At 73.4% G+C, this 23,445-nt stretch carries 20 protein-coding genes; 6 read left to right on the forward strand and 14 right to left on the reverse strand.

Annotation, left to right across the window (positions count from 1 at the left end; all coding sequences use genetic code 11):
• Window positions 1–40: 40 nt before the first annotated feature.
• The gene (locus ACH4D3_RS10835; protein ID WP_398319392.1) at window positions 41–655 is read left to right on the forward strand and encodes a LysE/ArgO family amino acid transporter; all 615 of its coding nucleotides are present in this window, start codon (window positions 41–43) and stop codon (window positions 653–655) included.
• A gap of 96 nt (window positions 656–751) precedes the next feature.
• A complete protein-coding gene (locus ACH4D3_RS10840) occupies window positions 752–2,062 on the forward strand; it encodes an MFS transporter (RefSeq protein WP_398319395.1) in 1,311 nt (436 codons plus the stop codon).
• A 7-nt stretch (window positions 2,063–2,069) separates the two neighbouring features.
• Here the strand turns inward: ACH4D3_RS10840 and ACH4D3_RS10845 are convergent, their stop codons facing one another.
• The 3 genes from ACH4D3_RS10845 to ACH4D3_RS10855 form a co-directional block, all read right to left on the reverse strand.
• The gene (locus tag ACH4D3_RS10845) at window positions 2,070–2,525 is read right to left on the reverse strand and encodes a cyclic nucleotide-binding domain-containing protein (RefSeq protein WP_398319398.1); all 456 of its coding nucleotides are present in this window, start codon (window positions 2,523–2,525) and stop codon (window positions 2,070–2,072) included.
• 294 nt (window positions 2,526–2,819) lie between these two features.
• Complete coding sequence (locus tag ACH4D3_RS10850) at window positions 2,820–4,298, reverse strand: aminotransferase class I/II-fold pyridoxal phosphate-dependent enzyme (protein WP_398319401.1); 1,479 nt, start codon at window positions 4,296–4,298, stop codon at window positions 2,820–2,822.
• A gap of 29 nt (window positions 4,299–4,327) precedes the next feature.
• Window positions 4,328–4,561, reverse strand: a complete 234-nt coding sequence (locus ACH4D3_RS10855) for a hypothetical protein (RefSeq protein ID WP_398319404.1) — start codon at window positions 4,559–4,561, stop codon at window positions 4,328–4,330.
• A 155-nt stretch (window positions 4,562–4,716) separates the two neighbouring features.
• On the opposite strand from ACH4D3_RS10855, the gene ACH4D3_RS10860 reads away from it, so the two are divergent.
• The 4 genes from ACH4D3_RS10860 to ACH4D3_RS10875 all read left to right on the forward strand — a co-directional run bounded on the left by ACH4D3_RS10860 (window position 4,717) and on the right by ACH4D3_RS10875 (window position 7,010).
• Window positions 4,717–5,175, forward strand: a complete 459-nt coding sequence (locus tag ACH4D3_RS10860; protein ID WP_398319407.1) for an ATP-binding protein — start codon at window positions 4,717–4,719, stop codon at window positions 5,173–5,175.
• 184 nt (window positions 5,176–5,359) lie between these two features.
• Window positions 5,360–6,232, forward strand: coding sequence for a SigB/SigF/SigG family RNA polymerase sigma factor (locus ACH4D3_RS10865; RefSeq protein ID WP_398319410.1), 873 nt, complete (start codon window positions 5,360–5,362; stop codon window positions 6,230–6,232).
• A 53-nt stretch (window positions 6,233–6,285) separates the two neighbouring features.
• The gene (locus ACH4D3_RS10870) at window positions 6,286–6,579 is read left to right on the forward strand and encodes a DUF5133 domain-containing protein (RefSeq protein ID WP_398319413.1); all 294 of its coding nucleotides are present in this window, start codon (window positions 6,286–6,288) and stop codon (window positions 6,577–6,579) included.
• The gene (locus ACH4D3_RS10875; RefSeq protein ID WP_115745654.1) at window positions 6,576–7,010 is read left to right on the forward strand and encodes a hypothetical protein; all 435 of its coding nucleotides are present in this window, start codon (window positions 6,576–6,578) and stop codon (window positions 7,008–7,010) included. Before ACH4D3_RS10870 ends, ACH4D3_RS10875 begins: the two co-directional genes overlap by 4 nt.
• A gap of 23 nt (window positions 7,011–7,033) precedes the next feature.
• On the opposite strand, the gene ACH4D3_RS10880 is transcribed toward ACH4D3_RS10875, so the two are convergent.
• The 11 genes from ACH4D3_RS10880 to ACH4D3_RS10930 form a co-directional block, all read right to left on the reverse strand.
• Complete coding sequence (locus tag ACH4D3_RS10880; protein WP_398319416.1) at window positions 7,034–9,280, reverse strand: FUSC family protein; 2,247 nt, start codon at window positions 9,278–9,280, stop codon at window positions 7,034–7,036.
• 134 nt (window positions 9,281–9,414) lie between these two features.
• Window positions 9,415–10,791, reverse strand: coding sequence for an NAD(P)/FAD-dependent oxidoreductase (locus ACH4D3_RS10885; protein WP_398319419.1), 1,377 nt, complete (start codon window positions 10,789–10,791; stop codon window positions 9,415–9,417).
• Between the two features lie 218 nt (window positions 10,792–11,009).
• Window positions 11,010–12,758 carry a PP2C family protein-serine/threonine phosphatase gene (locus tag ACH4D3_RS10890; RefSeq protein ID WP_398319422.1) on the reverse strand — a complete coding sequence of 583 codons (1,749 nt, stop codon included), beginning with the start codon at window positions 12,756–12,758 and terminating at the stop codon, window positions 11,010–11,012.
• Entirely contained in the window at window positions 12,755–13,819 is a 1,065-nt protein-coding gene (locus ACH4D3_RS10895; RefSeq protein WP_398319425.1) for a SpoIIE family protein phosphatase, read from the reverse strand. The genes ACH4D3_RS10890 and ACH4D3_RS10895 overlap by 4 nt, the downstream gene beginning before the upstream one ends.
• Window positions 13,819–14,259 carry an anti-sigma regulatory factor gene (locus ACH4D3_RS10900; protein WP_398319428.1) on the reverse strand — a complete coding sequence of 147 codons (441 nt, stop codon included), beginning with the start codon at window positions 14,257–14,259 and terminating at the stop codon, window positions 13,819–13,821. The genes ACH4D3_RS10895 and ACH4D3_RS10900 overlap by 1 nt, the downstream gene beginning before the upstream one ends.
• On the reverse strand, window positions 14,259–14,690 hold the full coding sequence (locus tag ACH4D3_RS10905) for an STAS domain-containing protein (protein WP_398319431.1): 432 nt from the start codon (window positions 14,688–14,690) through the stop codon (window positions 14,259–14,261). Before ACH4D3_RS10905 ends, ACH4D3_RS10900 begins: the two co-directional genes overlap by 1 nt.
• Window positions 14,687–15,586 carry an STAS domain-containing protein gene (locus tag ACH4D3_RS10910; protein ID WP_398319434.1) on the reverse strand — a complete coding sequence of 300 codons (900 nt, stop codon included), beginning with the start codon at window positions 15,584–15,586 and terminating at the stop codon, window positions 14,687–14,689. Before ACH4D3_RS10910 ends, ACH4D3_RS10905 begins: the two co-directional genes overlap by 4 nt.
• A gap of 160 nt (window positions 15,587–15,746) precedes the next feature.
• The gene (locus tag ACH4D3_RS10915) at window positions 15,747–16,139 is read right to left on the reverse strand and encodes an STAS domain-containing protein (RefSeq protein WP_398319437.1); all 393 of its coding nucleotides are present in this window, start codon (window positions 16,137–16,139) and stop codon (window positions 15,747–15,749) included.
• 117 nt (window positions 16,140–16,256) lie between these two features.
• On the reverse strand, window positions 16,257–18,728 hold the full coding sequence (locus tag ACH4D3_RS10920; RefSeq protein ID WP_398319439.1) for a SpoIIE family protein phosphatase: 2,472 nt from the start codon (window positions 18,726–18,728) through the stop codon (window positions 16,257–16,259).
• The gene (locus tag ACH4D3_RS10925) at window positions 18,725–22,720 is read right to left on the reverse strand and encodes a HAMP domain-containing protein (RefSeq protein ID WP_398319442.1); all 3,996 of its coding nucleotides are present in this window, start codon (window positions 22,718–22,720) and stop codon (window positions 18,725–18,727) included. Before ACH4D3_RS10925 ends, ACH4D3_RS10920 begins: the two co-directional genes overlap by 4 nt.
• Window positions 22,721–22,900: 180 nt before the next feature.
• On the reverse strand, window positions 22,901–23,335 hold the full coding sequence (locus ACH4D3_RS10930) for an ATP-binding protein (RefSeq protein WP_398319445.1): 435 nt from the start codon (window positions 23,333–23,335) through the stop codon (window positions 22,901–22,903).
• Window positions 23,336–23,445: the final 110 nt, after the last annotated feature.

Genomic DNA, 23,445 nt, shown 5'->3' on the forward strand with positions numbered 1-23,445 from the left:
TAGCTGTACGTCCGGTGATCGTCCGCTTAGCGTCGAGAACATGAACAACGCCCTCACGGCGGCCGCCGCCGGTTTCGGCACCGGCCTCTCGCTCATCGTCGCCATCGGCGCCCAGAACGCCTTCGTCCTGCGTCAGGGGGTCCGCCGCGACGCGGTGCTCGCCGTGGTCGGCATCTGCGCGCTGTCCGACGCCGTGCTCATCGCCCTGGGTGTCGGCGGGGTCGGCGCCGTGGTGGTGGCCTGGCCGGGCGGGCTGACCGCCGTCGGCTGGATCGGCGGCGCCTTCCTGCTCTGCTACGGCGCCCTGGCCGCCCGGCGGGTGTTCCGGCCGTCCGGTGCGCTGCGGGCGGACGGCGACGCCGCGGGCTCGCGCCGCCGGGCCGTGCTCACCTGCCTGGCGCTGACCTGGCTCAACCCGCACGTCTACCTCGACACCGTGTTCCTGCTGGGCTCCGTCGCCGCCGACCGGGGGCCGCTGCGCTGGACCTTCGGCCTCGGAGCCGCCGCCGCCAGCCTGGTCTGGTTCGCCGCGCTCGGCTTCGGCGCCCGCTACCTCGGCCGCTTCCTGTCCCGGCCCGCGGCCTGGCGGGTCCTCGACGGACTGGTGGCCGCCACCATGATCGTCCTCGGCGTCTCCCTCGTCGCCGGGGCCTGAGCGGGCCGGATCCGGCGCACGCGTCCCGGTGGGTTCGAACGAAGCTGCGATAGTGATCCTCGCAACCGAAAGATGTACCGAGCATGTAGGAAGCGCGTGGACACCAGCGAGAGCAGCAGCGAGAGCGGCACCGAACCGGACGCGAAGACCTCGGCGCCGGACGGGACGCGGCAGCGCGGATGGCGCCGCTGGGCCATGGACACCCGGCCCCTGCGCCGCCCCGCCTACCGCAGGCTGTGGTCCTCGACCATCGTCACGGCCGTCGGCAGCCAGCTCACCGCGGTCGCCGTGCCCAAGCAGATCTACGACATCACCGGATCCTCGGCCTGGGTCGGCGCCGCGAGCCTCGCCGGGCTGCTGCCGCTGATCGTCTTCGCCCTGTGGGGCGGCGCGGTGGCCGACACCGTGGACCGCCGCAAGCTGCTGCTGGTCACCAACACCGGCATCGCGGTGACCTCGCTGCTCTTCTGGATACAGGCGGTCACCGGCCTGGCGTCGGTGGCCGCGCTGATGCTGCTGCTCGCGCTGCAACAGGCCTTCTGGGGCCTCAACGCCCCGGCCCGCAACGCCTCCATCGCCCGCCTGGTGCCCGAGGACGAGCTGCCCGCCGCCAACGCCCTCGGCTCGACCGTCATGCAGACCGGGCAGGTGGTCGGCCCGCTGCTCGCCGGCGCGCTGATCCCGGTGATCGGACTGCCCGAGCTGTACCTGATCGACGCGCTGGCCCTGTGCGTCACCGTGTGGGCGGTGTACAAGCTCCCCGCGCTGCCGCCGCTCGCCGGCACGGCGGTCCGGCGCGCGGGCGTGCGCGAGGTGGTGGCGGGCTTCCGCTACATCGCCGGGCACAAGGTGCTGCTGCTGTCCTTCCTGGCCGACATCGTCGCCATGGTGTTCGGCATGCCCCGCGCCCTGTTCCCGCAGCTCGCCGCCGAGACGTACGCCCCGTACGGCGAAGGGCTCGCGCTCGGTCTGCTGTTCGCGGCGATCCCCATCGGCGCGGTGGCCGGCGGACTGTTCTCCGGTACCTTCTCGCGGGCCCGCCGGCACGGCTGGATGGTGATCGGCGCGGTCGTCGTCTGGGGGGCCGCCATCACCGGCTTCGGGCTCAGCGGCAGTCTGTGGCTCGCGGTCGCCTTCCTGGTCGTGGCCGGTGTCGCCGACATGGTCTCCATGGTGTTCCGCGGGGCGATCCTGCTGTCCGCCGCCACCGACGAGATGCGCGGGCGCATGCAGGGCGTGTTCACCGTCGTCGTGGCGGGCGGCCCGCGGCTGGCCGACGTGCTGCACGGCGGCGCGGGCTCCGCCTTCGGCGCCCGGGAGGCCGTGGCCGGCGGCGGTCTGCTCGTCGTGGCCGTGATGCTGGCCCTGGCCGTCGCGATGCCCGCGCTGCGCCGCTACCGCGTCTGACGGCGGCTCACAGGGAGCCGCGCCCGTGCAGGGCGTAGTGCTCCATGAGCCGGCCCCTGGTGGACTCCAGCCGGTGCGCGAGGATCTCCGCGACCGACCGCACCAGCACGATGCCCAGCTGCGGGTCCCGCTCGCACAGGTCGAGCACCGCGGCCGCCTCGAACTCGTAGGCGCGCACCGGGCTGAACGCCTCGGCGCCGAAGTCCCACTCGTAGGGCGGGAACAGCCAGGACCAGCCGAGCAGGTCGCCCACGCCGAGACTGGCGACCGTGACCCGCTGCAGCGACGTCACCTGCTGGGTCAGGGAAACCGCGCCCGAGCGGACGACCCAGAAGCGGTCCGCCCTGCCTCCCGCGTCGAAGATCCGGTCGTCCTCCGGGAAGGAGACCTCCTGGGCCAGCTCCATGAGCCGCGCGCGCTGGGGGAGGGGGAGGACGTTCAGCAATTTGATCGCTTTGGTCATGGCACGGGGCTCCTCGCCGGCGATTCGGTTCCGGGGCTTTCCCTATGCCCATTTCAGTCTCTGTCGCCGCGCTGAGCACCTCGGCGGACGGCGGGATCCCGTACGGATTCCGTGCCGGAACCGGGGACGGGGGCGCGAGGGCGTGAAAAAGCCCTGGCCGGACGGGGGAGGCCGGCCAGGGCCGTAAGCGGTGACTACGGAGGACATTTCGATCGACTCCGTCGCCACGTATGGATGAACGCTAAACCATCTCTGGGCGTTCCGCGAAACCGGCACGGGGACACGTGACCCGTCTCACGCACCGTGCTCCGCGACGACCCGGACCGTCTCCAGTGCCGGATCGGTCGGGTCGGGGAGGTACATCCCCGCCTCCAGGCCGCTGCGCAGATAGCGCAGGACCGGCTCGGCCAGCCGCTCGCCCGGCAGCACGGCCGGAATGCCGGGCGGATACGGAGTGATCATCTCCGCCGCGACCCGGCCGGCGGCCCGGTCCAGGGGCACGTCCTCGGTGGGGCCGAAGAACGCGTCCCGGGGCAGGCACACCTGAGACATCCGCAGCTCGGCCGGCGACGGTACCTCGACGCGTGGCGCGGACCCGAGGCCCGGGGCGGCCCGGGCGAGGTCCTTGAGGGCGGTGAGCAGCTCGCCGACGGTCCCCCGGTCGTCGCCGTGGGTGATCTGCGCGCCGATGCGGCGGTGGTCGGTGATGTGGGCGATCACACCGCGGTGCTCCCGCAGCCAGTCCGCCGCCCGGAAGCCCGGGACTCCGAGCCCGTCGAGGTCGATGACGACCGGCAGCGGATCGAATCCGTGGGCCCGCCCGGGCCCGCAGAAGTCCTCGCGGTCGTTGACGTGCATGCCGTCGATCTCCTCGACGGCCGCCCGGACGCCGGCCGCCAGCGAAAGCGCGCCGCTCATCAGCTCCTGACCGCCGAGCGCCATCTGGCGGCGCCACCCGTCGAGACCGGCGAAGATCAGCACCGACGGGCTGGTGGTGCTCAGCAGGTCGGCGCGCATGCCGAGCAGCTTGGGCGGCACCAGATCGCCGCGCAGGTGGAACACCGAGCCCTGTTCGAGACCGCTGCCCATCTTGTGGATGCTGGTCACGCAGATGTCCGCGCCCGCGTCCATCGCCCAGGACGGCAGATCCGGATGGAAGGGCAGATGCGCCCCCCACGCCTCGTCGACGATCAGCGGCCGCGAGCGCCGGTGGCAGACCTCGGCGACGGCCCGCAGATCGGCGCTCGCACCGTACGGCGTCGGGCTGGTGATCAGGGCGCCCTTGGCGCCGGGATGCGCCGTGAACGCCTCCTCGAACGACGCGGCGGACGGCGGATGGGCCAGATGCCGTTCCGCGTCCCAGAGCGGTTCGACCCACACCGGCTCGATGCCGGACAGGATCAGCCCCGAGACCACTGACTTGTGGGCGTCCCGGCCGATCAGCAGCTTCTCGTGCGGTCCCGCCACCGCCAGCATCGCCGCCTTCACCGACAGGGAACTCCCGCAGGTCGAGAAGAACGTGTGGTCCGCGTGCACGGCGTCCGCCATCAGCTCCTGGGCACGCCGCAGCACCCGTCCCCGGGTGAGCCGGTCGTCGAGTCCGGCCGTCGCCAGTACGTCCCCGTGGAACACGGCGTCACCCAGCACCTCGCGCACCGCCGGGTCCGCCCCGCGCGCCTGCTTGTGCCCGGGCGGCGTGAACGACAGCCGTCCCGCACGGCGGTACTCGACGAGGGCTTCCAGGACCGGTGCTCGGCGGTGGTCGACTGTCATGCCGCCCCGGTTTCCCGTCCGGCGCCCCGTCAATCGGCCGGGGACCGCCGGTCCGCGTTCCGGCCCGGAGTCAGCACCTCGTCCAGCACGCGCAGCACCGCCTCGTACGCCACCGTCCGCACGGCCGCCTCCCGGGAGCCCTCCGGGTCGGTCGACCGCAGCGCCTCGCTGCGCGCCCGCCAGCTCCGCCCCTCCGCCAGCGCGCAGGTCCTCGCCCGGTGCATCCGGCGCAGTAGTTCGTCCGCGTCCACAACATCCGTCATGCACTCCGCGTACCCCCGCAGGGCGCCCGGATGGCCCTTGGGCCGCACGGAGGACCGCAGGTTTGCCCCTACCGGCAGAGGTCAGCCGAAAGTGACGGGCCGCACGGCACGCGCAGTGCCGGACCGGGCCGTCCGACCGACCAGGGAGCTGACCGATGCGTGACAGGGACACGACTCAACCCGTCGTCGAGCAGCGCGGCGGGGACTCCGGCCACCGGTACCGGCCGTGCCGGCCCGCCGACGCGCGCGCGGCGGTGGAACGCGCCGTCACCGAGTGCTGCGGCGCCTCCGGGCGGGCCTCGTGCGACCCGTGTGCCCTGTCGGACGCCGTGCTCGTCGCCTCGGAGCTGACCACCAACGCCATCCTGCACGGCGGCGGCATCACCGACTTCCAGGTCGACGTCGTGGGGCCGGGACCGCGACCGGGCGTGCGCCTCTCGGTGTGCGACCGCAGCCACGACCTGCCGGTGGCGGTGCCGGCCACCGACGACCGGGGCCTTCGACGCCTCGGCGGCCGGGGCTGGCCGATCGTCTGCCGGCTGGCCCGCGAGGTGCGGGTGGCAGATCTTCCCGCGGGCGGCAAGTGCATCACCGTGGTCGTTCCGCTGTCCTGATGACTTTTCGAAAAGCGGAGTTTGCTCCACCGGGCCGGGGGCAGTCGCAGATTCGTGCTTCGGACCGGAGGCGCAGCAGCGGGAGCGGTAGGGCTGCTTCGGTGCCCCGGCTGTGCCGGGGACGACCCGGACAGCGCCGTTCCCGCGGAAAGTCCCTGAGACCACCGTTCAGGAGCGGATCCGCATGCTCATAGAAACGCCCACCATCCGTCCCGGTACTCCCCAGTCCACCCGGCCCGCCCACCCCTCGGCCGCCCCCGCCCGCCGCCGCCACGACGACGCCCCCGACACCATGGCCCTCTTCGGCCGCCTGGCCGGGCTGGCGGACGGACCCGAACGCGACGCCGTCCGCGACGAACTCGTCACGGCCTGGCTGCCCATGGCCCACCGCATCGCCGGACGGTTCCGGGACCGCGGGGAGTCCATCGAGGACCTCCGCCAGGTCGCGGCGCTCGGCCTGGTCAAGGCCATCGACCGCTTCGACCCCGAGCGCGGGGCCTTCGAGAGCTACGCCGTGCCCACCATCACCGGCGAGGTCAAGCGCCACTTCCGCGACCGGATGTGGGCCCTGAGGGTGCCCCGCCGGGTCCAGGAACTGCGCAACAAGGTGCGCGTCGCCCGCCGGGAACTCGCCCAGAGCCCCGGCAGCCCCGAACCCTCGGTGGCCGCCCTCGCCGCCCACACCGGGCTGAGCGAGGACGAGGTCGGTGCCGGGATGGAGGCGCTGGAGAGCTTCAGCACCCTCTCGCTGGACGCCGAGCTGTCGGCGGGCGACGACGGCTACAGCCTCGCGGACACCCTCGGCGCCGCCGACGCCTCGTACGACACGGTGATCGACCGCGAGTCCGCCAAGGAGGGCCTGCGCAGGCTGCCCGAACGCGAGCGCGCCATTCTCTACATGCGCTTCTTCGAGGACATGACGCAGAGCCGGATCGCCGACTGCCTGGGCATCTCGCAGATGCACGTCTCGCGGCTCATCACCCGCAGCTGCGCCCGCGTGCGCGACGAGGCGATGGGGCAGCGCACGGCCCGCCCCGGCCACCCGGCGCGGACCTGATGGCGGACGCTGGGGCAGGGGCCACGGGGAGGGACCGGGAGGGGAGGGGACGGATGCTGATGCCACACCCCGCGGTGCTGCGCGGACTCCTCGAGGAGTACGAGGCCGCCGCGGCGAACGAGAGCGCCGACGCGACGGGCGAACCGGGCCCGCGGACCCGGGACCTGGCATACACGCTGTGCGTGTCGACCGGCACGCGTGACGTACGGCAGGCCCTGGAGACGGCCCGGCGCCACCTGGCGGAGGCTGTCCGAGGCGCTCTTCAAAGTGACGGGCAAGAAGGGACCGGACGTCACTCTCCGGCGGAGGGTCTGAGCCGCCCGGCACGGGGAACACGGGGCGAATGAACGAACACGAGATTCCTCCGCCGGACGGACGTCCCGTGGACGTCTACCTCGACCTGCTGCGCGTGCGCATGGCCAGCGACGACTACCAGCTGCTGCTCAGCGTGGTGGAACCGGTCCTCCAGGCGATCGACGAGCAGCAGATGCCGACCATCGACTTCTCCCTGGACGGGGACAGCACCGAGGCGCTGCCCCAGGAGATCAGGGACGAGGCCGCACTGGTCATCGCCACCGCCGTCACCGGACGCCTCGACAACGAGGTCGTCGAGATCAGCACCGACGTGACCGGACCGGTCCGGGTCGTCACCGACGCGGCCACCGCCTCCGACCCCGAACGACTCGGCGAGATAGCCGACTACCTCAAGGAACGCCACCAGCAGAACGAGGAGCTGCGCGGCATCGCCGAGGCCAGCGGTCTGCCCAGCGACTTCTGACCCTCACCACCCGGGCGGGACCGTCACCGCTGCGGCGCCCTGACGGACACGCCCAGCGGCCGGGCGAGGCCGACCACCGCCTCGTCCAGCCGCTCCAGGTGCCGCAGCACCCGGCCCGTGATGCGGCCGTACCGCGGTACTCCGGCGGCGTCCGGCTCCAGCAGCGAGGCGATGCTCGGCCCGGTCTCCACCTGGGTCCCGGCGTTCTCGTCCGCGACGTGGGCCGCGATCGCCCCGATGTTGCGCACCGTGCGCCGCACCGCGCCGCGCAGCCGCGGGTCGGCCGCGATCGACGGATGGGTGGGCAGCAGCTCGGCCGTCGCCGCCAGCGACCGCGCGTGATAGGCACAGGTCTCCAGCAGCGCCACCACGTACTGGGCGGTGTCCCGCCGGGCCCGCAGCGGCGTGATCGGATGGGTCAGCGGCTGGGTGGCGGCCCGCAGGTCGCCCAGCGCCTGGTCCAGCTCCCGCGCGGTGTCCAGCAGGTCCGCCGCGGGTCCGCCGCTGAGCTGGTCGACGGCGCCCTCCGTGACGTCGGTGAGCCGCTCAAGGACCGTGCCGAGCAGATCGTTGGTCCGCCGGTCGGTGCGTATCGGCAGTACCAGCGCCGCCGCCACGATCCCGCAGGCCGCGCCGAGCGCCGTCTCCTCCACCCGCAGCAGCAGCACCGACATGCTGTAGGTGTGCAGCAGTGTGTACAGCAGCCCGAGCATCGCGGTGACGAAGAACGACATCAGCGTGTAGGACAGCGGCGCCGTGTAGAACATCGCGAAGATCAGCACCAGCACCAGCCCGAACGCGGTCCAGGTGTGGTTGCCCACCACACCGGCCAGCACGATGCCCGCCACCACCCCCAGCACCGTACCGAGCAGCCGGCGGTAGCCCTTGACCAGGATCTCGCCGGTCGAGGCGGTGTTGATGAAGACGATCCAGCAGGTGAGCACCGCCCAGTACCAGCGCTGCGAGGACAGGAACTCGCCGCCGACGATCGCCAGCGAGGACCCCACGGCCACCTGCACCGCGGCGCGCGTGGTGGGCCGCCGCAGCCCGGTCGGCTCCTCCTCCTCGGCCGCCTCCTCACCGGCGTCGATGGCCGCGTCCTCGGCGTCCAGCTCCTCCCGGGAGCGGGCGGTGGCCGGTGAGTCGTCGGACTCGTCCTGCGGCCCGTCCAGCGCGATCCTCAGGCCCATGACCGCGCGTGCCGTCTCACCGATGCCGCGGAACACGTCCTGGACGGCGGCGGTCGCCTCGGGCAGGTTCTCCTCGTCGCGGTAGCCGAGCAGCCGGTTGCGCAGGTGGGACAGGGCCGTACCGCGCGCCTCCGCGGGCGGCCGCAGCACCAGGGTGCGCAGCGCGGTGAGATCGCGGCGCAGCAGCTCCGTGGCCTCGCCGGGCGCGGGTGAGTGGCCCACCGCGGGAGCGGGCGCACCCGGCAGATGCAGCGTGAGGGTGTCGGCCCGCTCGGCGCTGCGCGCGGTCAGCAGCAGCAGACCGAGGCGCTCGGCGGCGATCTCGGCGTCCGCGATGCGCCGCTGCACCAGGCGTGCCGTGGACGCGTCGGGTGTGCCCTCCTCCAGCCGGGACTGGATCATCAGGGCCGTCTCGTGCAGGCGCGCGGTGCCCTCGCGCAGGCGCTCCAGCGTCTTGTCGATGTCGTCGGGACCGGCGTCCAGCAACTCGATCTGCGTGGCGATCAGCTGGGCCAGCCGGGCCCGGAAGGCCTGCCGCAGCAGACCGAGGATGCGCGCGGGCGTCGCCGGGACCACCCCGAAGCGCACCACCGCGCTGGACGCGAACGCCACGGCGACGGCGGCCCACAGCCCCGGAAGCCCGGACACCTTGCCGCCGACGAACAGCGACACGAAGTAGACCTGGAAGCCGATCAGCCCGAGCGCGGTGCCCCGGTCGCCGAACCGGCGGACGAAGACCGCCGAGAAGATCAGGACGACGAAGAAGGCGTCGCCGACGACGACCCACGAAGTGAGCAGCGTGCTCAGCGAGACCGAGGCCAGGGCGACCGGCAGCCCCAGCGCCAGCGTGACCGCCTGCGGGCCCGGTTCCTTCTCCCGGATGGCGAAGGTCGCGACCATCGCCGTCATGGCGCCCGCGACCAGGTGCTTGACGTCCACGCCGAACACGGCGAGCACGCCCAGCGTCAGCGCGATGGCGCCCACCGTCCGCAAACCCGCCGTCAGCCGCAACAGACCCGGGTCGGACGCGGCGACGCGGTCGCGCAGCCGTGTCCGCGCCGAGCGTCCCGCTGCCTTCACGCCGCCGTACACTCTCCCGATTCACAGCCGGCCCTCACAGCCGGTTCCAGCCACGTCCCGGCCGGTTCACGCCGAGATCCACTTCTCAGCATGTCATGCCCCGGTCCGTTACGGGAGGTGGGGGCGGCCGGGGGTCACCGCTTGGCCCGGTCCGCCTCCGCGACCCGCTCCCGCACCTGTTCCGGTGTCAGATACGCGTCGGTGTACTCGAAGTCCTTCAGCTTGGCGGGCTTGCGGGCCTGGAATCCGGTGCGGACGAAATCGTCGCCGGCGACCGCGTTGAGCGCCCAGTCGGCGGCCACCCGGGCCTTGGCCACGCCCGTGCGCAGCGCCGACCAGTGGTAGCCGCGGGCCACCGCCTGCGCGGCCAGACCCGTCAGCTCGACCCCGAGCGGCTTGGAGACCGCGTCGGTGCCGCCGAGGTCGACGACGAGCCCCAGGTCCCTGTGGACGTACGGCCGCATCGGCTGGTTGCGCAGGACGGCGATGAGGTTCTCGGCGACCCGCCGCCCCTGCCGCATCGCGTGCTGGGCGGTGGGCGGGCAGACCGCACCCTCGTGTCCCTTGGCGAGGTCGGGCACGGCCGCGGAGTCGCCCAGCGCGAACACCCCGTCGTGGTTCGGCAGGCACATCTCGGCGGTGACCGCGAGCCGCCCCTTGACCGTCTCCGCGCCCAGCGTCGCGATCAGCGGGCTCGCCACCACGCCCGCCGTCCAGATCAGCGTCCGGGTGGGCACCACCCGGCCGTCCGTGAAGGTGACCTCCTCCGGAGCCGCCTTGGCGATGGACACACCCAGGGAGATGTCGATGCCGCGCCGCGTCAGGATCTGCTGCGCGTCGCGGCCGAGCTTCTCGCCCAGCTCCGGCATCAGCTTCGGCGCGATGTCGATCAGATGCCACTTGATCAGCGCCGGGTCCAGCCGGTTGTAGCGCTTGACGGCCGCGTGCGTCAGCCGCTGGAGGCACGCCGCGGTCTCGGTGCCCGCGTACCCGCCGCCCACCACCACGAACTGCAGCCGCGAAGCCCGCTCCGCGGGGTCCTGGCTGGCGTCGGCGAGGTCCAGCTGGGAGATGACGTGGTCGCGGATGTACGCGGCCTCCGCCAGGGTCTTCATGCCGAACGCGTGGTCGGTGAGCCCCGGGATGTCGAAGGTGCGGGTGATGCTGCCGGGCGCCAGCACGATGTAGTCGTAGGGCTCGTTGACGATCCGGTCGGTGATGGTGCGCACCACGCAGACCTTCGCATCGAGGTCCACCCCGATGGCGCCGCCCGGAATGATGCGGGTCCGGTAGCGGCTGCTGCGGCGCAGGGAGAGCGCGATCGACTGCGGGGTGAGCACCCCGGCGGCGACGTGCGGCAGCAGGGGCAGATAGAGCTGGTAGGAGAACGGCGTCACCAGGGTGACGTCGGCCTCGCCGGGGGAGAGCTGCCGCTCCAGGCGACGGACGCACTCCACGCCGGCGAAACCTGCGCCGACCACCAGGATCCTGGGTCGTGTCACGGTGTTCATCCCTTTCTGCGGCTCCGGGGCGGTCTGCCGCGAACGCCGTTCGCCTGCCCCTGGATCGCCGCTTCGCACCTCGTCCATGCCACCGCGCCCACACCGCTTCGGCCAGCCGGGTGCGGCAGGCAGGCGACACGTCCTGATCACCACCATGCCCCGCCCGGGCCCGCGGCGCACCGGGCGGGAGCGAACCGCTTGGAACTTTTCCCGAAGATCAGCCTGGATCAGCCCGTAGCGCGCAGGTGACACAGCAGCAGACACACGTCGTCGTCCCGTTCGGAGTCGCTGAGCATCGGACGCAGGATCCCGTCGGCCGAGCCCTCCAGGTCCGCGTCCAGCTCCGCCGGACCGAACGACCCGAGCGCGTCCGCCAGCCGCGCGATGCCCGGGTCTATGCCGCGGGCGCGGCGCTCCACCAGACCGTCCGTGTACAGCGCGAGCGTCGAACCGGGCGCCATCGGCACCGTGTGGTCCGCGATCTCCTGGCGCATCGGGATGCCGAGCATCGCACCGGGTTTGGCGTCCAGGGTGCGGACCCCTCCGTCCGGGGTGCGCAGCACCGGCGGCGGATGCCCCGCGGCCGCCCACGTCACCGTCGGGTCGTCCGGGTGGAAGCGGGCGATGACCGCGGTGGCGAACAGGTCGGGCTGCAGGTGGTGCAGGAAGGTGTGCAGCCGGGTCAGCAACTGTCCGGGGCTGCCCCCGTCGACCGCGTACGCGCGCAGGGCGGTGCGCAGCTGACTCATCATCACGGCCGCCCGCAGCCCGTGCCCGGTGACGTCCCCGACCACGGCGATGACACCGCCGTCGGGCTGCCGGAAGGCGTCGTACCAGTCGCCGCCGATGTTCAGCCCGTGGGTGGCCGGGAGATAGCGCGCGGCCAGGGCGAGCCCGGACGGGGCCGGCAGCTCGGTCAGCAGGGCCCGCTGAAGCGTCTCGGCGATGTCGCGGTTGTGCTGGTAGCGCTGGGCGTGGTCGATCGCGATGCTGGCCCGCCGGGTCAGCTCCACCAGCATCACGGCGTCGTCCGGGTCCCAGCGGTCCCCGGGCGGGGACAGGGTCACCACGCCCAGCGGAGCCTGCCGCGTCGGCAGCGGAATGCACAGCAGGGGCCGGTCCGGGGCCAGCGCCGAGGGCGGCTGGTCGTCGACGCCGGGCAGCCCGCCGGGGTGCGCGGCGGCGTACTGCGGGCGACCGGTGCGGGCGGCGACCACCGCGGCGGCCGCGTGGGCCGGGCCGGGCCGGTCGCCGTCCTGGTCGAACAGCCAGATGTCCACACCGGCCGCGTACTCCGGCACCAGCAGCTCCGGCAGCCTGCGCACGATCTCGTGATGGTCGAGCGACGCCGTCAGCACCGCGCTCGCGTCGGCGAGGAACGTCAGCCTGCGCCGGGCGTGCTCCGCCTCCGTACGCGCCTTGCGCTCGGCGGCGAACGCCTCGCGCTGGGCCCGCCCGGCGGCGTCCAGTTCGGCGTGCAGCGCCACCACGCCCTGGTTCGTCTGCTGGAGCTCCTCCCGGTGGAAGTCGACCAGGCCCTCCTGTTCGGTGAGCCGGTCCAGGACCAGCGCCGTGTCCTCGTCGGCACCCAGCAGGGCCTGAGCCAGCTGAGCCGGGTCGTCCGCCACGGCGCCCGCGACGGCGGCGGCGACGGCACCGACGTCCTCCGCCCCGGGGCACGGCACCGTCACCCGCCACGGCGGCTGTCCGGCGGCGGCGGCCTCGGGCGACGGGGTCACCACGGCGTGCAGCACGCGCTGCGCGGCCTCGGCGGCGGTGCGGGAGACCGTGCCCGTCTCCAGGGCGAGCCGCCAGGTGCCGCCCTTGGTCAGGCACAGCCGCAGCTGTGCGCCGAGGGAGGCCGTCAGCCGCGCGCGCTCCACGGGCGGCACGCCGAAGGCCGTCGCCAGACGTGCGGCGGCGACGCGTGCCACCGCCGCGTCGGTGACGTCGCTGATCTGCCAGGTACGGGTCATGGGCCATCTGGCGGGGTCGGGGCCAGCACGGCGACGGCGGTGTCGTCCCGGACGGGCCGCGCCGAGCTGCTGGCGTCACGGATCGTGACGGCGGCGGTCACCGCCGGGTCGGTCGTGGTGCGGCAGGTGTCGGACGACGGCGACCACCGGCTCGGCAGACCGTCGCTGTGCAGGACCAGCACCCGGTCGTCCGCCCAGGCCGTCTCCTCCTCGCGCAGCGTGGTGGGCCGGTGGGTGCCGACGATGCCGGGCCGCGACACCAGGTGCCGCCAGGTGCCGCCCTCGCACAGCCGCGCCCCGATGTTGCCGACGCCGGTGAACCGGAGCACCGAGGCCCGCGTGTCGACCTGGGCCACCGCCACGGCGGCCCCGCGGGTGCCGGACAGCGCCCGGTCCAGTCGCCGCACCGCCTCGCCGGGCGGCAGGTGGGCCGAGACGCGCAGTGCCTCCACGGCGGCGGCCGAGGCCCGGGCGGCCTCCGGGCCGTGACCCAGACCGTCGGCCAGCATCAGCGTGACGAGGTCCCTGTCCCGGACCCAGGCCCAGGCGTCGCCCGAGTACTCCGCACCGCCGAACGGGACGTTCACCCCGCCGGCCCGCAGCCGCGCCGCCGGACCCGGATCGGCGGCGCGGGCCTCGGACCCGCCGATCCGGGCGAGAACCACCGTGCCCCGGCCGGGCGCACTGTGCAGGTCGAAGTCGTCGGCGACGCGCGCGCAGGTGCCCAGGCCCGCACCGAGGGAGCCCGCGGTGGTGGTGAAACCGTCGCGCAGCGCGGCCGGCACGTCGGCGATCCCCGGCCCGTGGTCGACCGTCGCGACCTGCACGCGCGGCCTCGGCTCCCCGTCGGCCGCGAGGACGGGTGGGGCGACCACGTCGACGACGACCCGGCCGCCCCCGGCGTGCTTGAGCAGGTTGGTGGCCAGCTCGGTCGCCACCAGCGCCGCCGCCGACGTCCGCCGCTCGTCGAGACCGGCCACGGCCGCCGCGTGCTCGGCGGCCACCCGGGCGTCCCGCACCCGGGTCGAGTCGTGCACCGGGACGTCCCACACGCGGGGCATCAGGACTCCTCACGCGGGCGGGGCGGCCGGCCCACCCAGGACGCCACCCGCACGGTCGTTCCGGAGCCCGGGGCGCTCTCGATCGCGAACTCGTGCACCAGGCGCCGCGCGCCGCCCAGCCCCATGCCGAGGCCGTCGCCGGACGTGAACCCGTCGCTGAGTGCCTGCTCCACGTCCGGGATGCCGGGTCCCTCGTCGCTGAAGGTGAGCCGCAGCCCGTGCGTGGTCCCCGCCACGATCGACTCCGTCTCCATGGTGCCGCCACCGCCGTACACGAGCGTGTTGCGGGCCAGCTCACTGGCCGCGGTGACCAGCTTGGTCTGGTCCACCAGGCCGAAGCCGAGCCGGGCGGCGGCCTGGCGCACATGCTGTCGCACCCATACCAGATCCATGTCCGAACGGATCGGCAGGCGGGCCTGGGAGCCCGCGGCGGTGTGCATCACCGACTCTCCCGGCGCAGGCAGCCGAAGCGGGACGACGGGGCCTGCCGCCCGAGGAGCTCCATGGCCACCTCGGTACTGAGCGCGGTGTGTACGCCCGGCAGCGTCAGCCCCAGCTCCACCAGGGTGATGGCCACCGCGGGCCGCATCCCGACCAGCACGGTCCGCGCCGCCAGCAGACCGGTCTGCCCGGCGATCTCGGCCAGGACCCGGCCGAGGAAGGAATCGACGATCTCCACGCCGGAGACGTCGATGATCACACCGGTGGCGCCGCTGCGCACGATGGCCTCGGCGAGATCCTCCTGGAGCTGCTGCGCCGTGCTGTCGTGCAGGTCCCCCTGAAGGGTGACCAGCAGGACCTCACCGAGCCGGAGCACCGGTACATGCCCTGTCGCCGGAGCCCCGTGGGGCCCGGGAAACGCCTGGCTCACCGCGCGACCGCACCGTTCGTGCCGGGCGTCACGATGCCGATGCCGAGCTGGTGCAGCACGTACCCCAGCGCGTCGGCGAGACTCGCCCGGGTGACCACCGTGCCCAGATCCAGACCGAGGTGGACCATCGTCTGCGCGATCGCGGGCCGGATGCCGGAGACGATGCACTCGGCGCCCATGAGCCGGGCCGCCGCGACCGTCTTCATCAGGTGCTGCGCCACCAGCGAGTCGACCGTCGGCACGCCGGTGATGTCCAGGATCGCGTAGCGCGCCTGCTGCTCCACGACGGACTCCAGCAGGGTCTCCATCACCACCTGGCTGCGCGCGCTGTCCAGCGTGCCGATCAGCGGCACGGCCACGATGCCGTCCCACAGCTTGATGACCGGCGTGGCCACCTCCAGCAACTGCAGCCGCTGGCGGTCGATGAGCGCCTGTCCCTCGCTGAGCGCCGTCTGCATCACGACGACCCGCAGGGTGCCCATCAGTACGTTCAGGGCGGTGGCACAGTCCCGGACGTGTTCGGCCGGGGCCTGCTCGGACAGGGCGGCCACCAGCAGGTTCTCGACGGGCGGACGCAGCGCGGCCAGCTCGCTCGACACCTGCGCGGTGCTCAGCCCGGCGCGCGAGCGGGCCGTGCCCATCCGGGCCAACTGCTCACGCACCGCCGTGAATCCGGCGGCGTCCGGGTCCTCGACCCGCGCCGCGTCCGCGACTTGGGCCAGCGCGTCCACGACGGCCTTGGCCGCCTCGACCGCCTCGTCGCGCGAGAGGGTGAACACGGCCCGGAACAAGGGCTCGTCCGCCCACCGCTGGGCGATCTGCTCACGGTGGCGCCGCAGAAAGTCCCTGACCTCGCGCGCCGGCGCTCCCGCCGTTCCCTCCGCGTGTTCCGGCACCTGTCCCACTCCTCACCCGCGTTGCGCCGAACCCCACCCCGACCGGGACGGTGTGCCGGCCACGTGACCCAGCCGGTCGACCACTCTAACCACCCGCCGACCTGGCGCGTCACCTGCTTCCGCACGACCGGTGCGGGGCGGGACGCGGACCCGCGGCGGCTCAGGCGCCGGGAACCCGCGGACCCTCCGGCCGGGCGTCCACCCGGGCGAGGGCCTCGTCGAGGCTCTCCGAGACCGGCACCGTGATGCTCACCCCCGTCAGGTCCAGGACGCGCAGCACCGCCGGGGCCGGCGAGATGATGTGCACGCTGCCCGGCAGCTCGCGGGCCTCCTGGTAGACCCGCAGGATGATGTTCATGCCGGACGAGTCCATGAACGGGACCGCCGACAGATCCAGCAGGAAGTGCCTGCGGCCGTGGTGGAGCTGGTTGGCCAGATGGTGCTGGAACTCGGTGGCCGTGTCGACGTCCAGGTACCCCTCCACCTTGAGCAGCGCGACGTCCTCCCGGGGCAGCGTCACCTCGACGGACAGCGGGTTCTGGGCCATGGGCACGTGTACCTCCAACAACGCGGCGGCGCGGCGGGCCGTCGGGTGGCCCACCGCGCCGGGCGGTTACCCCCGAATCCCGGCTCCACACCTGCCGGCCGGGCCCGCTCGCCCCGCGGTGCCTCACCCCACCAGGATGCCCACCAGACACGTGTCGTCGTCCGTGTCCGACCTGCTGTAGGTGAGCAGCCGGTCCAGATGCTGGTCCAGGGTGTTCGGCGTCGGACGCACCGTGCTCAGCAGCTGGGCCAGCGCCTCCTCCACCGGCCGGTCGCGGCGTTCGATCAGACCGTCGGTGTACATCAGCAGCGTGTCCCCGGCGGTCAGTTGCGCCTCCGCCTCCTCGTACGCGGTCTCCGCCACCGCCCCCAGCAGCATGCCCCGCACCAGGGGCAGCGGCTCCGCCGCCGGGCCCCGCACCAGCACCGGCGGCAGATGGCCCGCCCTGGCCCAGCGCAGTGTGCGCCGCGCCGGGTCGTACAGGCCGCACACCGCCGTGGCGGTGACCCCGCCCGTCAGATGGTGCGCCACGATGTTCAGCCAGGACAGCAGCTGTCCGGGACCGGCCCCGGTCACCGCGAGACCGCGCAGCGCGTTGCGCAGGACCACCATGCTGGTCGCCGCCTCTATCCCGTGCCCGGCGACGTCCCCCACGCACAGCAGCACGAGACCGCTCGGCAGCATCACCGCGTCGTACCAGTCGCCGCCCACGAGCTGCTCCGTCTCCGCGGGCCGGTACCGGACGGCCACCTGGAGGTCCGGCACCCGCAGCGGGGTCTGGGCGGGCGGCATGATGGCGTGCTGCAGCTGCAGGGTGAGCCGGGCGCGTTCGACGGCCTGCTGCTCGGTGTGCGCCAGCTGGTCGCGGGTCGCGGCGAGCGCCACCTCCGTCCAGTGCTGGGCCGAGATGTCCTGGCAGGCGCCCCGGACCAGGAGCAGGCGGTCGTCGGTGTCCAGGACCGGCTCGGCCACCACCCGCACGTGCCGGGTCACCCCGTCGGGCCGCCGCAGCCTGAACGCCGCCGACGCCGGCCGCCGGTGGTGCAGCAGCGTGCGCAGGAACCGCCCGATGGCCACGGCGTCGTCCGGGTGGGCGTGGGCGGCCAGCTCCTCCAGCGGCACCGGCGTGCTCGTGTGCGGGCGCCCGTACAGGTCGAACAGCTGCCCGTTCCAGGTGATCTCGCCGGTCAGCAGGTTCTCCTCGAAGCCGCCGATGCGGCCGAGCCGCTGGGCGTGCTGGAGGAGGCTGGCCAGCCGGGCCGTCTCGTCCTCGATGCGCCAGATGAGCAGCACGGCGTTGCCGTGCCGGCTGACGCTGATGTCCGCGACCGCCGCCAGCGGCACCTGGTCCACCAGCGCGGTCAGGTTCAGGTGCCGGGCGCGGAACGGCTCGCCCGTGGCGTACACGCGCTCCACGTTCTGGAACAGCTCGCTGTCCCCGGCGGCCATCGGATAGGCCTCGAGCAGCAGCGCACCGCCCACGACGGCACGCGGCCGTCCGGCCGGATCCATGAAGCGCTTGTTCACGTGCTGGATGCGGAAGTCCGCCAGCTGCCCCGCCGCGTCCAGGTGCGGCACCAGCACCAGGGCCGGGTCGTGCAGCCCGTCGGCCAGGTCCATCAGCTCCACCGCGTCCGGGATGACCCGCGGCTCCTGGCCGGGCTCGCGCGGCGGCGTGTACGACTCCAGGGTGTGCGCGCACAGCTCCGCCAGGGCCTCGACCTGGCGGACCACCTGCGGGGGCTGCGGGGCCAGCGGCACCGGCCAGGCGATCTCCAGCACGCCGTGGATGCGCCCCCCGGTGCCGGCCGGCACGGCGACCCTGCCGCCCTCCGGGTACTGGTGCCGGCCCACGCTGGGCAGCCCCGTCCCGGCGAGGGACGCGAACCACTGCCCCGAGCGCTCCGTCAGTCCGCGCCGGGCCACCGTCGCCACGTCCGGCGGCACGTACCGCCAGCGGGCCGCCTCGGCGGGCGGGAACCCGGCGCTTCCCACCAGGGTGAGGGACCCGTCGTACCCGGCCGACCAGATGGCCACCGCGACCGCGCCGAGCGGGCGCAGCGCCTGCTCCAGCAGCGCGTCGGCGACGGCCTGGGTGTCGTCCGCGGCCAGTGCGCCGCTCTCGGCCGCCCGCAGGCGTACGGCGGCGGACTCGGCCACCGTCCCGCCCGGCTCCCCGGCGCCCGTGCCGGTCGTGCCGTCCGGGCCGTCCGGGTCGTCCTCGGGCCTGGCGGCCCGCACCGCGGCGGTGGCCGCGAGGAACGCGTCCGTCACCTCCGACACGCGGTCCCGGGCGGCCTGGTTGATGACGTCGACCGCGAACTCCAGCGGCGTCGCCCGGGACTGCTCGGCCAGCTCGGCGAGCTGGCGGGCGGCCTCGGCCGGGCCGCAGCCGAGCCGCGCGACCAGGACGCCCTTGGCCAGCTCGATCAGCGCCCGGCCCTCGGCCTCCGCCTGGGCGGCCCGCACCTCGCGGCTGAGCCGGTCCACCGTGGCCGCCAGTCTGCCCACCGGCGACAGCGGCGTCATGCCGCCCGGGTCGGACGGGTCCCGTCGGCCGCCGCCCGGCCCGCCGGACCGCTCGGACACGCTCATGCGGGCAGCCAGCGGCGGACGCAGGCGATCAGGTCCTGGGTGTCTACGGGTTTGGTGACGTAGTCGCTGGCACCCGAGGCCAGGCTCTTCTCCCGGTCGCCGGGCATGGCCTTCGCCGTGACCGCGACGATCGGCAGCTCGGCATAGCGCGGGATGCGGCGGATCTCGGCCGTCGCCGTGTAGCCGTCCATCTCCGGCATCATCACGTCCATCAGGACCAGCGCGACCTCCGGGTGCTCCACCAGCGCCTCGATGCCCCGGCGGCCGTTCTCCGCGTGCAGCACCCTGAAGCCGTGCAGCTCCAGGATCCCGCTGAGCGCGAACAGGTTGCGCGCGTCGTCGTCGACGACGAGGACCGTGCGCCCGGCGGGCGGACCCTGACCGGCCCGCGGGTCCGGACGCGGCGGCTCCTCCGGCCGCACCAGGGACAGCACGTCCCCGGGTTCCTCGGCGGCCAGGTGCAGTGCGATGCGCTCGCGCAGCTCGTCGAGGCCGGCCAGGAACTCCAGGGTCCCGCCGGCCGCGCGCGAGCGCAGGTCCTCCGCCACGGCGGCGTCCGCCCGGTGACCGCTGTGCACGAGCACCGGCACGCTCGCCAGCGCCGAGTCGCCCCGCAGCGCCCGCAGGAAGCGGGAGGCCTCGCCGTCCGGCATGCCCAGCTCCAGGACGACGCAATGGCACGGGTCGGCCGCCAGCGCTCCGGCGGCCTCCTCGGCGCCCACCGCCGTGATGACGTCCAGCGGGGGCCGGTCGCCCGTGTCGTCCCGCCCGTGCGTCAGGTCGGCGACCACGCTCTCCGCGACGAGGGTCAGCAGACCGCGCGGACGCTCCTCCACGACGAGCAGGCGCCGGGGCCGCCGGCGGTGGCCGCCGGCCGGCTCGGCCACCGGTGCCGGACGGTCGGGGACGCCGGAGGACGCGTCGGCCGGGAGGTGCTCGGGGGAGCGGGCCAGCAGGTCCTCGAAGTCGGGCCGGGCCACCGGCAGGTAGAGCGTGAAGGTGCTGCCCCGGTCGGGCGTGCTGTCCACCGTGACGGCGCCGCCGAGGAGCTGGGCGATCTCCCGCGTGATGGACAGGCCGAGCCCGGTGCCGCCGTACTTGCGGCTCGTCGTGCCGTCCGCCTGCTGGAAGGCGCCGAAGATCGACTCCAGGTTCTGCTCGGGGATGCCGATACCCGTGTCCCTGACTCGGAAGGCCACCACGGGACCGCCCCGCACCACGCCCCCGGGCACCTCGTCGTCCGGTGCCGGTTCGACGGCCAGCTCCACGCCGCCCCGCTCGGTGAACTTCACCGCGTTCGACAGCAGGTTGCGCAGCACCTGGCGCAGCCGGGAGTCGTCGGTGAGCAGGTCCGCCGGTGCCCCGGGGGCCGTCGCGACCGTGAACTCCAGGCCCTTCTGGCCGGTCATGGGCCGGAAGGTGGCCTCGACGTACTCGATGAGCCGGCCCAGCGTCACGCGCTCGGGGGAGACGTCCATCTTCCCGGCCTCGACCTTCGACAGGTCCAGGATGTCGTTGATCAGCTGCAGCAGGTCCGAGCCCGCCGAGTGGATGATGCCCGCGTACTCGACCTGCTTCGGGGTGAGGTTGCGCGAGGGGTTCTGGGCCAGCAACTGGGCGAGGATGAGCAGGCTGTTGAGCGGGGTGCGCAGCTCGTGGCTCATGTTGGCCAGGAACTCCGACTTGTACTTGGAGGCCAGCGACAGCTGCTGGGCGCGTGCCTCCAGCTCCTGCCGGGCCTGCTCGATCTGCCAGTTCTTCGCCTCGATGTCCCGGTTCTGCGCCGCGAGCAGGGACGCCTTGTCCTCCAGCTCCGCGTTGGAGTGCTGCAACTCCTCCTGCTGGGTCTGCAGCTCCGCGGAGCGGGCCTGGAGTTCGCCGGTCAGGCGCTGCGACTCGGCGAGGAGTTCGTCCGTACGGGCGTTGGCCACGATCGTGTTGACGTTGACGCCGATGGTCTCCATCAGCATTTCCAGGAAGTCCTGGTTGATCTGGCTGAAGGCGGAGACCGAGGCCAGCTCGATGACCCCGAGGACCTGCCCCTCGACCACGATGGGCAGCAGCACCAGCGCGGCCGGGACCACCTCGCCGAGCCCCGAGGAGATGGTCAGGTAGCCCGGCGGAAGCTCGTTCACCATGATGGTGCGCCGGCTGCGCGCGGCCTGGCCGACCAGGGTGCGGCCGAAGGCGATACGGGTGGGTCTGGCGGTGTGCTCCGGGTAGCCATAGGAGCCGACGAGCCGCAGCTCGGGACCGTCGTCCCCGTCCTCGGCCAGGTAGAAGGCGCCGTACTGGGCCGACACCAGCGGCACCAGCTCGTCCATGATCAGCTCGGCGACGACCGGCAGGTCCCGGTGCCCCTGCATCAGGCCGGAGATGCGGGCGAGGTTGGTCTTCAGCCAGTCCTGCTCCTGGTTGGCCCGCGTGGTCTCGCGCAGGGACTCCACCATGGCGTTGATGTTGTCCTTGAGGTCGGCGACCTCGCCGGAGGCCTCCACGTTGACCGAGCGGGTCAGGTCGCCCTCGGCGACGGCGGAGGTGACCTCGGCGATCGCGCGGACCTGGCGGGTGAGGTTGCCGGCCAGTTCGTTGACGTTCTCCGTCAGGCGCTTCCAGGTGCCGGAGACGCCCTCCACCTCGGCCTGGCCGCCGAGCCGGCCCTCGGTGCCGACCTCGCGGGCCACCCGGGTGACCTCGTCGGCGAAGGCGGAGAGCTGGTCGACCATGGTGTTGATGGTCGTCTTGAGTTCGAGGATCTCGCCGCGGGCGTCGACGTCGATCTTCTTGGACAGGTCGCCCCGGGCCACCGCGGTCGTCACCAGGGCGATGTTGCGCACCTGATTGGTGAGGTTGTTGGCCATCGAGTTGACGTTGTCGGTGAGGTCCTTCCAGGTCCCGGCGACGTTCGGCACGTTCGCCTGGCCGCCGAGCCGCCCGTCGGTGCCGACCTCGCGGGCGACCCGGGTGACCTCGTCGGCGAACGCCGACAGCGTGTCGACCATGGTGTTGATCACGTCGGCCAGCGCCGCGACCTCGCCCTCGGCGTCCACGGTGATCCGCTGCGACAGGTCGCCCCGGGCCACGGCGGTGGCCACCTGGGCGATGGAGCGGACCTGGCCGGTCAGGTTCGACGCCATCACGTTGACGTTGTCGGTGAGGTCCTTCCAGGTCCCCGACACCCCGCGCACCCGGGCCTGCCCGCCCAGGTTCCCGGCCGTGCCGACCTCGCGGGCGACGCGGGTGACCTCGTCGGCGAAGGCGGAGAGCTGGTCGACCATGGTGTTGATGGTGTTCTTCAGCTCCAGGATCTCGCCGCGGGCGTCCACGGTGATCTTCTGGGAGAGGTCGCCCTCGGCCACGGCGGTGGCCACCTGGGCGACGTTGCGGACCTGGTTGGTCAGGTTGCCCGCCATGAAGTTCACCGAGTCGGTGAGGTCGCGCCAGGTGCCCCGGACGCCCTGGACGTCGGCCTGGCCGCCGAGCCGGCCGTCGGTGCCGACCTCGCGGGCGACGCGGGTGACCTCGTCGGCGAAGGCGGAGAGCTGGTCGACCATGGTGTTGATGGTGTTCTTCAGCTCCAGGATCTCGCCGCGGGCGTCCACGTCGATCTTCTGGGAGAGATCCCCCCGGGCGACCGCCGTGGCCACCTGGGCGATGTCCCGGACCTGGGTGGTGAGGTTGCCCGCCATGGCGTTGACCGAGTCCGTCAGGTCGGCCCAGGTGCCCGAGACCCCCGGCACCCGCGCCTGCCCGCCGAGGGCACCCTCCGTGCCGACCTCGCGGGAGACCCGCGTGACCTCGGAAGTGAACACGGACAACTGGTCCACCATGCCGTTGAAGACCTTGGCGATGTCGCCCAGCAGCCCGTCCGCGTCGTCCGGCAGACGGGTGCCGAAGTCGCCGTCCCGCACGGCCGTCAGGCCCGCCAGGAGACGGCGCAACTCCTGATCGCCCGGAACCGCGTCGGCCGGTCCCGTGCTGTCGCTGGTCATGCGCACCCTCGTTCCGCTCCCCGGGGACCCTCGCGGCGAGGACCCACCACCCCCTGCCGGACCGTTCGGGCGGTCCGGCCTCCCGTGCCCGCGTTCGCGCAGTTCACGGATTCGCACCCGGCAGAAAAATATCAGCGCGCCGGTTCCGCCGCGCCCGCCGCGCTCCCCGGCGGCCGCCCGTCACCAGGGCAGGAAGACGTGGATGTCCTTGCCCCGTTCCCCGGTGACGACGCTCACCTGGTCGGACAGGGTGTGGATCAGGTGCCAGCCGATGCCGCCGCCGCCCTTGCTCGGACGGAAGGGGCGCGGCGCCGGCTCCGTCGTGTTGGTGTCGTGCATCACCACGTGCACGCCGTCGAAGGTCCGCCGCAGCCGCAGTTGGAACGGCCCCGGAGCGTACTGCACGGCGTTGGCCGCCAGCTCCGTGACGACGAGGAGGATGTCGTCCCAGTGCTCGGGCGCCGCGGGCGGCGCCGCACGGGCGAGGTCGTGGAGGAACTCCTCCGCGACCAGCCGCGCACCGGTCACGTTGTGCAGCTCACCGGTGAAGCTGGCGGTGCGGTTCGTGATCTCCTCGGAAGCCAGTGTCCTGTCCCAACGCGACTCGGCTGCCATTGCGCCTTCCCGGCCCGGCACGGGCCGGGCGTCGTTCCTTCTCCTTCGCACCCCCTTCGTCTGTAAGTTCCCGTGCGGGCCGAACCTAGTCGCGCCGGCGGGCTCCGGCC

Origin of the sequence: Streptomyces sp. NPDC018026 (genome assembly GCF_044327745.1) — a bacterium.
GTDB lineage: Bacteria > Actinomycetota > Actinomycetes > Streptomycetales > Streptomycetaceae > Streptomyces > Streptomyces rubrogriseus.

Excerpts from the sequence above, each read along its gene's own strand:
- ACH4D3_RS10845 (WP_398319398.1), bottom strand. The coding sequence starts at position 2,525 with ATGACCAAAGCGATCAAATTGCTGAACGTCCTCCCCCTCCCCCAGCGC.
- ACH4D3_RS10930 (WP_398319445.1), bottom strand. The coding sequence starts at position 23,335 with ATGGCAGCCGAGTCGCGTTGGGACAGGACACTGGCTTCCGAGGAGATC.
- ACH4D3_RS10890 (WP_398319422.1), bottom strand. The coding sequence starts at position 12,758 with ATGACCCGTACCTGGCAGATCAGCGACGTCACCGACGCGGCGGTGGCA.
- ACH4D3_RS10925 (WP_398319442.1), bottom strand. The coding sequence starts at position 22,720 with ATGACCAGCGACAGCACGGGACCGGCCGACGCGGTTCCGGGCGATCAG.
- ACH4D3_RS10855 (WP_398319404.1), bottom strand. The coding sequence starts at position 4,561 with ATGACGGATGTTGTGGACGCGGACGAACTACTGCGCCGGATGCACCGG.
- ACH4D3_RS10850 (WP_398319401.1), bottom strand. The coding sequence starts at position 4,298 with ATGACAGTCGACCACCGCCGAGCACCGGTCCTGGAAGCCCTCGTCGAG.
- ACH4D3_RS10865 (WP_398319410.1), top strand. The coding sequence starts at position 5,360 with ATGCTCATAGAAACGCCCACCATCCGTCCCGGTACTCCCCAGTCCACC.
- ACH4D3_RS10895 (WP_398319425.1), bottom strand. The coding sequence starts at position 13,819 with ATGCCCCGCGTGTGGGACGTCCCGGTGCACGACTCGACCCGGGTGCGG.
- ACH4D3_RS10875 (WP_115745654.1), top strand. The coding sequence starts at position 6,576 with ATGAACGAACACGAGATTCCTCCGCCGGACGGACGTCCCGTGGACGTC.
- ACH4D3_RS10860 (WP_398319407.1), top strand. The coding sequence starts at position 4,717 with ATGCGTGACAGGGACACGACTCAACCCGTCGTCGAGCAGCGCGGCGGG.
- ACH4D3_RS10920 (WP_398319439.1), bottom strand. The coding sequence starts at position 18,728 with ATGAGCGTGTCCGAGCGGTCCGGCGGGCCGGGCGGCGGCCGACGGGAC.
- ACH4D3_RS10885 (WP_398319419.1), bottom strand. The coding sequence starts at position 10,791 with ATGAACACCGTGACACGACCCAGGATCCTGGTGGTCGGCGCAGGTTTC.
- ACH4D3_RS10870 (WP_398319413.1), top strand. The coding sequence starts at position 6,286 with ATGCTGATGCCACACCCCGCGGTGCTGCGCGGACTCCTCGAGGAGTAC.
- ACH4D3_RS10900 (WP_398319428.1), bottom strand. The coding sequence starts at position 14,259 with ATGCACACCGCCGCGGGCTCCCAGGCCCGCCTGCCGATCCGTTCGGAC.
- ACH4D3_RS10835 (WP_398319392.1), top strand. The coding sequence starts at position 41 with ATGAACAACGCCCTCACGGCGGCCGCCGCCGGTTTCGGCACCGGCCTC.